The 12,965-nt window shown below is 70.1% G+C and carries 12 protein-coding genes; 5 read left to right on the top strand and 7 right to left on the bottom strand.

Annotation, left to right across the window (positions count from 1 at the left end; genetic code table 11):
* The first annotated feature begins 8 nt into the window (after positions 1 to 8).
* A complete protein-coding gene (locus tag QM517_RS03310; RefSeq protein ID WP_278101838.1) occupies positions 9 to 512 on the top strand; it encodes a DUF3515 family protein in 504 nt (167 codons plus the stop codon).
* A gap of 18 nt (positions 513 to 530) precedes the next feature.
* Here QM517_RS03310 and QM517_RS03305 read toward each other — a convergent pair whose 3' ends face one another.
* From QM517_RS03305 to leuC, 6 genes are all read right to left on the bottom strand, one after another.
* Positions 531 to 1,616, bottom strand: coding sequence for a D-alanine--D-alanine ligase family protein (locus QM517_RS03305; RefSeq protein ID WP_283285188.1), 1,086 nt, complete (start codon positions 1,614 to 1,616; stop codon positions 531 to 533).
* Positions 1,516 to 2,652: an NAD(P)H-dependent glycerol-3-phosphate dehydrogenase gene (locus QM517_RS03300; protein WP_077051656.1), complete on the bottom strand. Its 1,137-nt coding sequence runs from the start codon at positions 2,650 to 2,652 to the stop codon at positions 1,516 to 1,518. Before QM517_RS03300 ends, QM517_RS03305 begins: the two co-directional genes overlap by 101 nt.
* A complete protein-coding gene (locus tag QM517_RS03295) occupies positions 2,642 to 3,382 on the bottom strand; it encodes a lysophospholipid acyltransferase family protein (RefSeq protein WP_077051657.1) in 741 nt (246 codons plus the stop codon). The genes QM517_RS03300 and QM517_RS03295 overlap by 11 nt, the downstream gene beginning before the upstream one ends.
* Positions 3,383 to 3,385: 3 nt before the next feature.
* Positions 3,386 to 4,759, bottom strand: a complete 1,374-nt coding sequence (gene murA / locus QM517_RS03290) for a UDP-N-acetylglucosamine 1-carboxyvinyltransferase (RefSeq protein WP_077051658.1) — start codon at positions 4,757 to 4,759, stop codon at positions 3,386 to 3,388.
* Positions 4,760 to 4,822: 63 nt separating this feature from the next.
* Positions 4,823 to 5,419 carry a 3-isopropylmalate dehydratase small subunit gene (gene leuD, locus QM517_RS03285; RefSeq protein ID WP_160897402.1) on the bottom strand — a complete coding sequence of 199 codons (597 nt, stop codon included), beginning with the start codon at positions 5,417 to 5,419 and terminating at the stop codon, positions 4,823 to 4,825.
* Between the two features lies 1 nt (position 5,420).
* A complete protein-coding gene (gene leuC, locus QM517_RS03280) occupies positions 5,421 to 6,902 on the bottom strand; it encodes a 3-isopropylmalate dehydratase large subunit (RefSeq protein WP_303655293.1) in 1,482 nt (493 codons plus the stop codon).
* 231 nt (positions 6,903 to 7,133) lie between these two features.
* Between leuC and QM517_RS03275 the strand changes: the two genes are divergently transcribed.
* Together QM517_RS03275 and QM517_RS03270 are read left to right on the top strand one after the other, a co-directional pair.
* Positions 7,134 to 8,477, top strand: coding sequence for an O-acetylhomoserine aminocarboxypropyltransferase/cysteine synthase family protein (locus tag QM517_RS03275; protein ID WP_283285184.1), 1,344 nt, complete (start codon positions 7,134 to 7,136; stop codon positions 8,475 to 8,477).
* Positions 8,474 to 9,787, top strand: a complete 1,314-nt coding sequence (locus QM517_RS03270) for an LLM class flavin-dependent oxidoreductase (RefSeq protein ID WP_283285183.1) — start codon at positions 8,474 to 8,476, stop codon at positions 9,785 to 9,787. The genes QM517_RS03275 and QM517_RS03270 overlap by 4 nt, the downstream gene beginning before the upstream one ends.
* A 6-nt stretch (positions 9,788 to 9,793) precedes the next feature.
* Here the strand turns inward: QM517_RS03270 and QM517_RS03265 are convergent, their stop codons facing one another.
* Complete coding sequence (locus QM517_RS03265; RefSeq protein ID WP_077051663.1) at positions 9,794 to 10,783, bottom strand: TerC family protein; 990 nt, start codon at positions 10,781 to 10,783, stop codon at positions 9,794 to 9,796.
* Between the two features lie 153 nt (positions 10,784 to 10,936).
* Between QM517_RS03265 and QM517_RS03260 the strand changes: the two genes are divergently transcribed.
* Positions 10,937 to 11,491 carry an RNA polymerase sigma factor gene (locus QM517_RS03260; RefSeq protein ID WP_283285181.1) on the top strand — a complete coding sequence of 185 codons (555 nt, stop codon included), beginning with the start codon at positions 10,937 to 10,939 and terminating at the stop codon, positions 11,489 to 11,491.
* Positions 11,488 to 12,573, top strand: coding sequence for a DUF4349 domain-containing protein (locus QM517_RS03255; protein WP_283285180.1), 1,086 nt, complete (start codon positions 11,488 to 11,490; stop codon positions 12,571 to 12,573). Before QM517_RS03260 ends, QM517_RS03255 begins: the two co-directional genes overlap by 4 nt.
* Positions 12,574 to 12,965 lie beyond the last annotated feature (392 nt).

Here is a 12,965-nt window from a genome sequence, read left to right as displayed (position 1 = left end):
CTGGAGGGGTGCCCCGCTCCCGTCGTCCCCTCGCGCTCCTCGCCGTCCTCGCCCTGCTGCCGGGACTCGCCGCGTGCACCACGACGGTCTCGATGGAGCCGGCCAAGGCGGCCAACGACCCGGCCTGCGCGCAGATCACCTCGCGTCTGCCGAAGTCGATCTCGGGCCAGGACCGCCGCTGGACGGACGCGCAGGCGACCGGCGCGTACGGGAATCCGGCCAGCATCCTCATCACGTGCGGCCTCGAGGCCCCGGGTCCCTCGACCCTGCCGTGTCGCACGTTCGACGGGGTGGACTGGCTCGTGGACGAGTCGCAAGCGACCGATCAGAAGTACACGCTGACGACGTTCGGGCACCAGCCGGCCATCCAGGTCTTCCTGAATGCCGGCACCGCCAGCAGCGCCGACATCGCGCGGGCGCTGGCGCCGCTCATCCGCGACTACCTGCCCGCGACCGGTCAGGTCTGCACCTCCCCGGCGGACGCGACCCCCGCGCCGACCCCCTCGTCCTGAGCGCGGGCGCCGGTCGAGTCAGTCGCGCGTCAGAGCCGCGTCGAGCAGGTCGCTGATGAGCTCGGGGTACGACAGGCCCGAGGCGATCCAGCAGGTGGGGAACATCGAGATCGGCGTGAACCCGGGCATGGTGTTGACCTCGTTCACGTAAAACTCGGTGCCGGTGTAGAAGAAGTCGACGCGCGCGAGCCCCTCGCCGCCGAGGGCCTCGAAGGCCTGGGCGGCGATCCGCTGCATCTCGGCGAGCTCGCCGTCCCGGAGGTCGGCCGGGCACACGAGGTCGACGCCGGGCGCGTTCAGGTACTTCGCCTCGAAGTCGTAGAACTCGCGCCCCGTGACCACGATCTCGCCGGCGACGCTGACGCGCACCGGTCCGCCGTCGCGACCGGGCAGCACACCGCACTCCAGCTCGCGCCCGACGACGGCCTGCTCGACCAGCACGAGGCGGTCCTCGGCGAAGGCCGTGTCGAAGGCGGCATCCAGGTCTTCCCAGCGCGAAACCTTCGTGACGCCGACGCTGGAACCGGCCTCGTTGGGCTTGACGAACACCGGCAGGTCAAGCGAGCGGATGCGGCGCTCCCACAGGTCGCGGTTGCGCGCGAGATCGGCCCGGGTGACCGCGACCCACGGCACGACGGGCACGCCCGCGGAGCGCAGTACGCGCTTGGTGACGTTCTTGTTCATGCCGATCGCCGACATGAGGACTCCCCCGCCGGCGTACGGGATGCCGAGGAGCTCGAGGAGCCCCTGGATCGTGCCGTCCTCGCCGAACCGACCGTGCAGGATCGGGAGCACCACGTCGATGTCGCCGAGGGAACGTTCGCCGTCGGCATCCGTGACCGTCCACTCCCGCGAGAGCACGGATTCCGGCAGTCGCACGCGGGTACCGTTGTCGCGCACCTCGGGCAGCGCCTCGGGGCGCAGCGCGAACTTGTCGGGGTCGTCGTCCTCGAGCACGAAGGCGCCGTCGCGGGTGATCCCGACGGGGATCACGCGGAAGCGGTCACGATCGATCGCCCGCAGCACCCCTCCCGCCGTGGCGGAACTGATCGAATGCTCGCTGGAGCGCCCGCCGAAGAGCACCGCCACCGCCGGTCTGGTCATTCTGCGTCCTCTCGCCCTGCGGCTGGTCGTCGTCGGTCGTGAGATGGGGCGCGATGTCGCGCGGGTCCATGGTGCCGTCCAGCACCATCTTCACCTGCCGCACGATCGGCATGTCGACACCGACCTCGCGGGCGAGCTGCAGGACCGGGGCCACGGATGCCAGCCCCTCCGCCGTCTGCTGCATCTGCTTCACGACGTCCTGGTAGCCGTAGCCCTGACCCAGCAGGCGTCCCGCCGTGTTGTTGCGGCTCAGCGGCGACTGGCACGTGGCGATGAGATCGCCCAGGCCCGCGAGACCCTGGAGGGTCTCGGGCTGCGCCCCCTGCGCGACGGCGAAGTCCGTCATCTCCACCAGCCCGCGCGTGATGATCGACGCCTTGGTGTTCTCGCCGTATCCGACGCCGTCGACGATGCCGATGGCCACGGCGATGAGGTTTTTCAGCACACCGCCGAACTCGGTGCCGATGACGTCGGTGTTCACGAAGGAGCGGAAGTAGCGGTTGCGCGCGCGCCGGGCGACGGCTTCGGCGGTCTCGGGGCTCAGCGAGCTGATGACGGCCGCGGTCGGCTGCTCGCGCGCGATCTCGAGGGCGAGGTTGGGACCGGATGCCACGGCGATACGCGCCGGATCGCATTCGAGCACCTGCGCGATGACCTGACTCATCCGCAGCCCCGTCGACTTCTCGACGCCCTTCATAAGCGACACCAGGGGGACGTCGGTGCGCTCGACGAGGGGGCGGATCGCGGCGAGGTTCTCGCGCAGCGACTGGCTGGGCACAGACAGATAGATCTGCTCCGCGCCGTGGAGGGCCTCGGCGAGGTCGGTCGTCGCCGTCATCGTGCGCGGCAGGTTGATGCCCGAGAGATAGCGGCTGTTGCGCTTGGACTCTGTGATCTCGGCGGCCAGTTCGGGCCTCCGTGCCCACATGACCACCGATGCGCCGCCGTCGGCCAGGATCTTGCCGAACGTCGTGCCCCAGCTACCGGCACCGACGACGGCGACCTTGGGCGCGGGAGCTTCGCTCTTACGACTCAAGGCGGCCCGTCTCGTTCTGCCCGTGCTGCGACGGGTTCCAGCGCTCGGCCGGTGCCGGCAGACCCCGGAGGCCCGAGAGCATCTCGGAGATGCGGGCCATGAGCGCATCGGTCGCGCGCGTGAGCGTCGCCGGCTGCGTCGCGGTCGCGCGGTACTCGGCGACGTCGAGCGCCGGACCGAACTCCACGATCACGTGGGCGCGTCGGGGGAAGCGGAGCTTGCCGTAGCGCGGAAGGATCTGCTGCACGCCCCACTGCGCCATGGGGATGAGCGGGAGGTCGCCACCGAGCGCCAGACGCACGGCCCCGGTCTTGCCGCGCATCGGCCACAGCTCCGGGTCGCGGGTCAGCGTGCCCTCGGGGTAGACGATGACGCCGCGGCCGTCGCGGGCGATGTCCTGCGCCGCCGTGATCGACTGGTTCGCGCTCGTGGACGTCCGGGGAACGGGGACCATTCCGGTCGCCCGCAGCGACGCGCCGAGGACGGGGACCTTGAACAGGCTCTCCTTGGCCATGAACCGCGGTGCGCGACCGGCGCGCCACACCGAGACGGCGACGATGAGCGGATCGAACTCGGAGTTGTGGTTGGGCGCCAGCACGTAGGCGCCCTCCCGCGGGAGGTTCTCCACGCCGCGCATCTCGATACGGGCGAAGAGACCCGTGAGCGGCACCACGATCGCGGCGAGAGGCCAGAAGGCGCTGGGCCGGCTCTTCTCCGGGGAGGCCGCCACGGGTCAGCCCACGACGTCGAAGTCGGCGTCGAGAGCGGTCAGCTTCTCGAGGAACTTCTCGTATCCGCGACGGATGATGCCGATGTTGCGCACCGTCGATTCACCCTCGGCCGCCAGAGCGGCGATGACGTAGCTGTAGCCGCCTCGGAGATCCGGCACCTCCACGTCCGCGCCGTGCAGGGGCGTCGGGCCGTTGATGACGGCGGCCTGCTCGAGGTCGCGGCGCGGAACGCGGCGGTCGGGGCTGTCGAGACCCTTGGGGTGCACGACGATGTCGGCGCCCATCTTGTTGAGCGCCTGGGTGAAGCCGAGGCGGTTCTCGTACACCGTCTCGTGCACCGTCGAGGTGCCGTGCGCCTGCGTGAGGGCGACGATGAGCGGCTGCTGCCAGTCGGTCATGAAGCCGGGGTGCACGTCGGTCTCGACCATGACGGGCTTGAGGTCGCCGCCACGGCGGAACAGGATGCCGTCCTCGCGCACGTCGAACCACCCGCCGGCCTTGCGGAAGACGTTGAGGAACGTGAGCATGTCCTGCTGACGCGCGCCCTTGGCGAAGATCTCGCCGTCGGTGGCCAGGGCTGCGCACGCCCACGACGCGGCCTCGTTGCGGTCGAAGATCGCGCGGTGGTCGTATCCGGCGAGACGGTCGACGCCCTCGATGAAGATCACGCGGTTGGGCTCGTACGAGATGATCGCGCCCATCTTCTGCAGCACCGCGATGAGATCCATGATCTCGGGCTCGATCGCGGCGTTGCGCAGTTCCGTGACGCCCTTGGCGCGGACGGCCGTGAGCAGAACCTGCTCGGTCGCGCCGACGCTCGGGTACGGCAGGGTGATGTTCGCCCCGTGCAGACCGTTGGGGGCCGTGATGCGGATGCCCTCGTAGCTCTTGTCGACCACCGCACCGAAGGCGCGGAGCGCATCCATGTGGAAGTTGATGGGGCGGTCGCCGATGCGGCATCCCCCGAGGTCGGGGATCAGCGCTTCGCCGAGCAGGTGGAGCAGCGGACCGCAGAAGAGGATCGGGATGCGCGAGGCACCCGCGTGCGCGTCGATCTCCTCGAAGTGCGCGGCGACCGCTCCCGACGGGTCGAGGTGGAGCGTGCCCTCCTCGTCGCCCTCGGTGACGGTCACGCCGTGCACCTCGAGGAGCGACCGGACGACCTTGACGTCGCTGATCATCGGGACGTCGCGCAGCGTGCTCGTGGTGTCGCCCAGAAGGGCGGCGACCATCGCCTTGGTCACGAGGTTCTTGGCCCCCTTGACCTCGACCGTTCCGCGGAGCGGTCGGCCGCCGCGGATCGAGAGGGTCTCCGCCGCTTCCCAGTCCGGCTGCCCGGGGATCTGATCTCCGGATTCGGTGACGAGTGTGCTCATAGGGGGGTGGACCTCACTTCGTGGACGAGGGGCGGCGGACCGGCCCGATCGGGCCGACCGGGCTTAGCGGACCGGAAGGGTCCGCGGCCGCCATGCCTCGCGGCGCGCCTCGAACTGCGCGATCTTGTCTTCGTCGCGCAGAGTGAGCCCGATGTCGTCGAGCCCTTCGAGAAGCCGCCACCTAGTGTAATCGTCGATCTCGAACGAGACTCGGAGGTCGCCGAGTACGGCGGTGCGCGCCTCGAGGTCCACCGTCATCTCCACACCGGGCTGCGCCTCGACGGCCGCCCAGATGCGCTCGACGTCGTCCTCGGTGATCACACCCGTGACCAGGCCCTGCTTGCCGGAGTTGCCGCGGAAGATGTCGGCGAACTTCGGGCTCAGCACCACCCGGAAGCCGTAGTCGCGCAGCGCCCACACGGCGTGCTCGCGGCTCGACCCGGTGCCGAAGTCCGGTCCCGCGACGAGGATGGATGCCGAGCGGTAGGCATCCTGATTCAGGACGAACTCGGGGTCCTGCCGCCAGTTGGCGAACAGCGCGTCCTCGAAGCCCGTCTTGGTGACGCGCTTGAGGTAGACCGCGGGGATGATCTGGTCGGTGTCGACGGCCGAACGCTTGAGGGGGGCGACGACACCGGTGTGCGTGGTGAACTTCTCCATGTCAGGCCTCCGCCCCGGTCGTGACGGCCTCCGCGGGCAGCGGATCCAGGTCGGCGGGGCTCGACAGGGTGCCCCGCACGGCGGTCGCCGCCGCCACGAGCGGCGACACCAGGTGCGTGCGACCGCCCTTGCCCTGGCGGCCCTCGAAGTTGCGGTTCGACGTCGAGGCGCAGCGCTCGCCCGGAGCGAGCTGATCGGGGTTCATGCCCAGGCACATCGAGCAGCCGGCGAAGCGCCATTCCGCGCCGAAGGCGGTGAAGACCTTGTCCAGGCCCTCCGCCTCGGCCTCGAGCCGCACACGGGCCGAGCCCGGCACCACCATCACGCGGACGTTGTCGGCCTTGGTGCGCCCCTGGATGACGGAGGCGAACGCGCGGAGGTCCTCGATGCGGCTGTTGGTGCACGAGCCCATGAAGACGGCATCCACCGGAATGTCCTTCATGGGGGTGCCCGGCGCGAGGTCCATGTACTGCAGGGCACGCTCCGCGGCCGCGCGCTCGTTCGCGTCGGCGATCTCGGCCGGCGTCGGCACGACGTCGGACAGCGACACGCCCTGGCCGGGGTTCGTGCCCCACGTGACGAACGGCTCGAGCTCGTTCGCGTCGAGGAAGACCTCGGCGTCGTACGCGGCGCCCTCGTCGCTGGGGAGCGTGCGCCAGTAGGCGACGGCGTCGTCCCAGTCCTGACCCTGCGGGGCGTGGGGCTTGTCCTTGACGTAGGCGAAGGTCGTCTCGTCGGGGGCGATCATGCCGGCGCGGGCGCCCGCCTCGATCGACATGTTGCACATCGTCATGCGCCCCTCCATCGAGAGGGAGCGGATCGCGCTGCCGCGGAACTCGAGGACGTAGCCCTGGCCGCCGTTCGCACCGATCTTGGCGATGATGGCGAGGATGATGTCCTTCGCGGTGACGCCCGGCTTCAGCTCGCCCTCGACCGTGATCGCCATCGTCTTGAACGGCTTCAGCGGCAGGGTCTGCGTCGCGAGGACGTGCTCGACCTCGCTCGTGCCGATGCCGAACGCCATGGCGCCGAACGCGCCGTGGGTCGACGTGTGGCTGTCACCGCACACGACGGTGATGCCCGGCATCGTCAGCCCCAGCTGGGGGCCGACGACGTGCACGATCCCCTGTTCCTTGTCGCCGAGCGAGTGGATGCGCACGCCGAACTCGTCGGCGTTGCGTCGCAGCGTCTCGATCTGCGTCCGGCTGGTCAGGTCGGCGATCGGTTTGTCGATGTCGAGCGTCGGGGTGTTGTGGTCTTCGGTGGCGATCGTCAGGTCGAGGCGGCGCACGGGGCGCCCCTCGGCGCGCAGGCCGTCGAAGGCCTGGGGGCTGGTGACCTCGTGCACGAGGTGGAGGTCGATGTAGATCAGGTCGGGCTGACCGTTCTCGCCCTTCACGACCAGGTGGTCGTCCCAGACCTTTTCGGCCAGGGTGCGCGGGCGATCGGGAACCTGGATGCCGTCGATCGATGTCGTGCTCATGAGACTTGCGTTTCTCCTCGGATGGGATGTGAGGCCCGCGACGAACTCCGCGACGAGAAAGGCCTAGAACAAGGTCTCGTCGCGGCCGCTAAGGAGGAGGCCGGCGATCCGCACGTCGCCACGATACCACCGGGCGAACGAGCCCCTCCGCGTAACACGGCGCCGCACGGTTGGGCGGCGGGTGGGCCGACGTGCGAGCCTGTCGCCACGCCGTTGGAAGGAGAGTGCCGCATGAGCGCGCAGGAAGACACCGGGTTCTCGACCCGTCAGGTGCACGTGGGAGCGTCGGTCGCCCCCGCCTCGCCCCGGGCGACGCCCATCTACCTGACCGCCGGGTTCACCTTCTCCGACCTCGACGAGTCCGCCGCGCACTTCGCCACCGGGAGCGGCTTCGGGTACACCCGGACCGGGAACCCGACGGTGCAGGCGGTCGAGGAGCGCCTCGCGTCCCTCGAGGGAGGCGACCAGGCGATCCTCGTCTCCAGCGGGCAGGCGGCGGTCACGGTCGCGCTCCTCGGACTCCTGGATGCCGGCGACCACATCGTCGTGTCCGAGCACATCTACGAGGGCACCCGCGGCCTCCTCCTCGACAACTTCTCGCGTCTGGGTGTCGAGGTGACCTTCGTCGACACGGACGACCTCACCGCGTGGCGCGCCGCCATCACGCCGCGGACCAAGGCGCTCTTCGCCGAAACGCTCTCGAACGCCCGCAACGACGTGCTCGACGTCGCCGCCGTCGCGGCGATCGGCGCCGAGCGCGGCGTCCCGCTCGTCGTCGACAGCACGTTCACGACCCCCTACCTCCTCCGGCCGATCGAACACGGCGCGGCGATCGTCGTGCACTCGGCGAGCAAGTTCCTCGCCGGGCAGGGGGCCGTGCTCGGCGGCGTCATCGTCGACGACGGGCGCTTCGACGCGACCGCCTCGGGACACCTCTTCCCCCACCTCGTCCAGACCGACCGGCTCGGCGGGGCGAGCTACGCCGAGAAGCACGGGCGCCGCGCGCGGGGGCAGTACCTGCGCGAGAGCGTCGCCCCGCGGTTCGGCCCCTCGCCGTCGCCGCTGAACGCCTTCCTGATCGGTCAGGGCGTCGAGACGCTGAGCCTGCGGGTCGAGCGGCAGTCCGCCAACGCACTCGCCGTCGCGCGGTGGCTCGAGGGCCGACCCGAGGTCGAGCGTGTCGACTACGTCGGGCTTCCCTCCCACCCGCACCACGAGCTCGGTCGGCGGTACCTCACGCGCGGCAGCGGCTCGGTGTTCACCGTGACCCTCCGCGGCGGGCTCGAGGCTGCGCGGCACCTCGTGCAGTCCGTCCGCCTCGTGACCCACATGACGCACCTCGGCGACGTGCGTTCCCTCGTACTGCACCCCCAGAGCACGAGCCACTCCGCCCGGACCGTGCCCGAGCGCGAGCGCGCCGGGGTGTTCCCCGGCACGATCCGGCTCTCGATCGGCATCGAGGACGTCGACGACATCATCGCCGACCTCGCCCAGGCTCTCGAAGGGCTGGCATCCCTCGTCTTCGACGACGAGCTCGCGGGCGCCCTGGACGAGCGCGAGGTCGTCGTCCTGTGAGCCGTCTGCAGCACTTCGGCTGGTTCCTCGCGCGCGGCTTCGGTCCGCACGGCTGGGGTCACCCGTACCTCCGCTGGAACCACCGTTGGACCGAGCCGGGGCTGTACCAGGACTCGGCGCGCACGTTCGAGCAGGCCGGCTTCGACCTGCTGATCATCGAGGACGCCCCCTCGCTCGGCAGCGCCGAGACGATCGACCTGCGCGTCCGGCACGCGTTCGGCGGTCCGAAGCACGATCCGCTGCTCCTCGCGCCTTACCTGTTCGCCGCGACGCAGCATCTCGGCGTCGTGCCGACCGTGAACCCGGCCGCGTACCTGCCGTACACGGCGGCGCGCCAGTTCGCGACGCTCCAGCACCTCAGCGGGCACCGCCTGGGCCTCAACATCGTGACCGACACCGGCAGCGCGCGGCACTTCTCCACCGCTCCGCAGCTCGGCCACGACGCCGCCTACGACCGGGCGGAGGAGTGGATCGACGGACTGCGCGCCCTCTGGCGCAGCTGGGGTGACGGCGCCCTCGTCGAGGACGAGGAGTCCGGCGTGTACGCCGACGGGACGCGGCTCGCCGGCACGGAGCACCGCGGCGAGTACTTCGGCTTCGACGGTCCGCTCAACGCGGTGCCGTTCACCGACGGCGAGCCCGCGATCGTCTCCCCCGGCGGGTCCGGACGCGGACTCGCGTTCGCCGGACGCAACTCCGACGTGCAGCTGGCCCTCGCCCCGCTCGACGAGCAGAGCATCCGCGCCTACCGGGGCCGCATCCACGCCGCCGCCGAGGCGGCCGGACGCACGCCGAGCGACGTGAAGATCCTCTTCGCGATCCAGCCCGTGCTCGTGTCGTCACCGGAAGAGGCCGACCGCCTGGTCGCGGCATCCGCGGATCCCGACGAGGCGGCGCTGCTCGCCATCGCGCGCAAGCAGTCCAGCGACCTCGAGACCGACCTCACCGGACTCGACCTCGATCAGCCCCTGGACCGCGCGATCTTCGGCGAGCACGTCTCGGAGGGAAGCGTGCGCCGTCTCGTCGGGAAGCACGAGCCCGACGCTCCGCTGCGGGCGATCCTCGCCGCACACGCGCGTCTCGGGCGTCTGAACGACGGCTCGGGCTTCGTCGGCACCGCGGACGAGTTCGCCGACCGCATCGAGGAGCTCGGCGACTGGGGCAACGACGGCGTCCTGCTGTGGGGCGACCTGCACCCGGTCACCGTGCACCGGCTGCTCGACGAGCTCGTCCCGATCCTGCGGCGCCGCGGCATCCTCCGCGAGGAGTACGTCGAGGGCGGTCTGGGCGCGAACCTCCGCGCCTTCTGAGCCCGGTCAGTCCTTCGCGTCGACCTTCTGGGGGATCGTCAGGCTCGCGATCGTCGCAACCGCCATCGACAGCACGATCACCGCGAGCGACACCCACGTCGAGATCTCCGGAGCCCACTCGATCGGCTCACCGGCATTGAGGAACGGCAGCTCGTTCACGTGCAGCGCGTGCAGGATCAGCTTCACGCCGATGAAGGCCAGGATGAACGCGATGCCGTAGTGCAGGAACCGCAGTCGCTCGAGCAGGTCGCCGAGCAGGAAGTACAGCTGCCGCAGGCCCATCAGCGCGAACAGATTCGCGGTGAAGACGATGAACGGGCTCTGAGTGATGCCGAAGATCGCCGGGATCGAGTCGATCGCGAACAGGAGGTCGGTCACACCGATCGCCGCGAACACGATGATCATCGGCGTGAACACCCGCTTGCCGTCGATGCGCGTGAGCACCTTCTTGCCGTCGTACGCCTCGCTGATGGGGAGCACGCGGCGCAGCATGCGGACGATGAGGTTCTCTCGCTGGGTGTCGTCCTCGTGGTCGTCGCCGGGGAACGCCTGACGGATCGCCGTGTAGATCAGGAACGCCCCGAAGAGGTAGAAGATCGGGCTGAAGTTCTCGATGATCGTGGCACCGACGAGGATGAACGCGCCGCGCAGGACGAGGGCGATGATGATGCCCACCATCAGCACTTCCTGCTGATAGCGCCGCGGCACCGAGAACTGGCCCATGATCAGCACGAAGACGAACAGGTTGTCGATCGACAGGCTGTACTCGGTGAGCCAGCCGGCCACGAACTGTCCCGCGACCTCTCCCCCGGCGACGACGACGAGCACGCCCGCGAAGGCCAGCGCGAGCACCACGTAGAACACGACCCACAGGGTCGATTCCTTCGGGGAGGGAATGTGCGGGCGGGCGAGGATGATCAGCAGATCCGCGGCGAGGATCAGCACGAGCACCACGAGGGTGACCGTCTGGAACACCGGGTCCAGCTGCAACTCCATGACGGGCCTTTCGTTCGGGGAAACGCTGAAGTCTATCCACCGCCCCGCCGACCCGGCATCCCGTCCGCAATCGGTATGAGACGATCCGGCGCGAGCGGACACCTCTGAGTGAGAGAGTGCTCGCACGGGTGCCGGATCGAGGGAACGGATGCCATGACGGACGACGTCATCGACGACAGGGCGCTGGTCGCGCGCGCCGCCGGCGGGTCGGAGGACGCCTTCCGCTCGCTGTACCGCGCCTACGTGCGGCCGGTGTACTGGATCGCGTTCGGACTCGTCCACGACGAGAGCGACGCGGAGGACGTCGTACAGGAGACATTCGTCGTCGCCTGGCGGAAGATCCCGAAGCTGCGACTGGAGGGGGCGTCCCTCCTCCCGTGGCTCGCCACGGTCTGCCGCCTGCAGGCGCAGAACAGGCTCCGGTCGAAGCGCCGGCACGGGAACACCGCGGAACTGGACGAGCGCATCCCCGCGCTCGTCGACGTCGAGAACCAGGTCGTCGAGGCCGAGACGGTGGCCGCGATCCTCGCCGCCGTGGACGGGCTCGGCGATCTCGACCGCGAGATCTTCCGCCTGTGCGCGGCCGAAGGCTACGGCTACCAGGCGGCGGCCGAGACGCTCGGCGTGTCGCACGGGACCGTGCGCAACCGCCTCTCCCGCATCCGTTCCCGGATGCGCGCCACCGCGATGGAGACGGAGACCCCATGACCACCCCCAGCCTTCCCCCTCTTCGCGCCGAGCGCGTGGATGCCATGGAGTCCGCTGTGTTCGCGCGGATCGCCGACGAACGAGCGGCCCGCCGTCGCCGCCGGCGCAACATCTGGACGGGCGTCGGAGCCGCGGCCGCCGTAGTGGTCGTCGCCGCCGTCGTCGGGCCGGCATTGACCACCTCGACCGGCACGTCGGGGTCGTCCGTCTCCACCGTCGGCGAGACCGGCAGTGGCGTGGATCCCGGCACGGGCACCGAGGCCGGCACGCGCGACATGAGCGCACCGCTCGTCCCCCAGGGCGCCGCAGGCGGGTCGGCGGACTCGTCGAGTTCCTTCGCCGCCTCGGACTCCGGGACGTCTACGACCGATGGCACGCGAGACATCGTCGCGACCGGATCCAGCACCGTGGAGGTCGAGGACGTGCCTGCGGCGATCACGCAGATCTCGGATGCCGCGACCTCCGCGGGCGGATACGTCGAGTCCTCGCAGGTCGGGGGCGGCTATGGCGTGGTGCCCCTGGACGCGACGGCGTCGCAGCCGGCCGTGTCGTCCGGCTGGATCACGGTGCGGGTGCCGGCCGAAGCGCTGACCTCGGTGATGGACGGGCTCTCCGCGGTCGGTGACGTCACCGCGACCAGTGTGAACCGCTCCGACGTCACCGCGCAGACGGTCGACCTCCGGGCCCGCGTCGCCGCCGGCGAGGCATCCGTCGCTCGTCTGACCGAACTGATGGCGCAGGCCGGGTCGGTGTCCGACCTGATCGCGGCCGAGTCCGCCCTGTCGGAGCGTCAGGCACAGCTGGACTCCGATCGCGCGATCCTGACCTCGATCGAGTCGCAGGTCGCGATGTCGTCGCTCAGCGTCCAGCTGAACATGCGGTCGCAGACCGTGGCGGCCGATCCCGCGGGCTTCGGCGACGGATTCGTCGCCGGGTGGAACGGCCTGATCGCCACGCTCAACGGCGTCGTGATCGGCCTCGGCTTCCTGCTCCCCTGGATCGCCGTCGCGGGCATCGTCGTGCTGATCGTCTGGGGTGTCCGTCGCATCGTGCGGAATCGTCGGGGGTCGCGCGAGGCGTAGGACGGCGGCGGCCCCGGCCCGCAAGGGTCGGGGCCCAACCCGCACTCACGGCTTCTCGTCCTGCTACGGCACCGAAACGAGAAGAAGCCCCGACCATTCGGTCGAGGCTTCTTCTCATTGGTGACCCCAGCGGGATTCGAACCCGCGTTACCGCCGTGAGAGGGGGTTCGGCTCCCCCGGAACTGCGTGCCGGACCCCGTTCTGCCCTGTGTTTACAGGGGTTCCGCGTGCGTGGAGTGCGTCAGGGAACGTCTCGTCGTCAGCGTTCGTTGCCAGAATGTTGCCACGTTTCCGCCCCTGCGGAGGCGGGTAATCCTGGTGCCTCGGGTCGCTTGTCGAGTGTGACGAGAAGCCCGCGCCTGACCCGCTCTCCCAGCTTGCGGGGTCGCGCC

The organism is Microbacterium sp. IEGM 1404, from assembly GCF_030056775.1.
Classification (GTDB): domain Bacteria; phylum Actinomycetota; class Actinomycetes; order Actinomycetales; family Microbacteriaceae; genus Microbacterium.
Note: the sequence above shows the minus strand (reverse complement) of the source record. Positions and strands in the feature narration are given on the sequence as shown.

Excerpts from the sequence above, each read along its gene's own strand:
- murA (WP_077051658.1), bottom strand. The coding sequence starts at position 4,759 with ATGAGCACACTCGTCACCGAATCCGGAGATCAGATCCCCGGGCAGCCG.
- QM517_RS03265 (WP_077051663.1), bottom strand. The coding sequence starts at position 10,783 with ATGGAGTTGCAGCTGGACCCGGTGTTCCAGACGGTCACCCTCGTGGTG.
- leuC (WP_303655293.1), bottom strand. The coding sequence starts at position 6,902 with ATGAGCACGACATCGATCGACGGCATCCAGGTTCCCGATCGCCCGCGC.
- QM517_RS03255 (WP_283285180.1), top strand. The coding sequence starts at position 11,488 with ATGACCACCCCCAGCCTTCCCCCTCTTCGCGCCGAGCGCGTGGATGCC.
- QM517_RS03275 (WP_283285184.1), top strand. The coding sequence starts at position 7,134 with ATGAGCGCGCAGGAAGACACCGGGTTCTCGACCCGTCAGGTGCACGTG.
- QM517_RS03260 (WP_283285181.1), top strand. The coding sequence starts at position 10,937 with ATGACGGACGACGTCATCGACGACAGGGCGCTGGTCGCGCGCGCCGCC.
- QM517_RS03305 (WP_283285188.1), bottom strand. The coding sequence starts at position 1,616 with ATGACCAGACCGGCGGTGGCGGTGCTCTTCGGCGGGCGCTCCAGCGAG.
- leuD (WP_160897402.1), bottom strand. The coding sequence starts at position 5,419 with ATGGAGAAGTTCACCACGCACACCGGTGTCGTCGCCCCCCTCAAGCGT.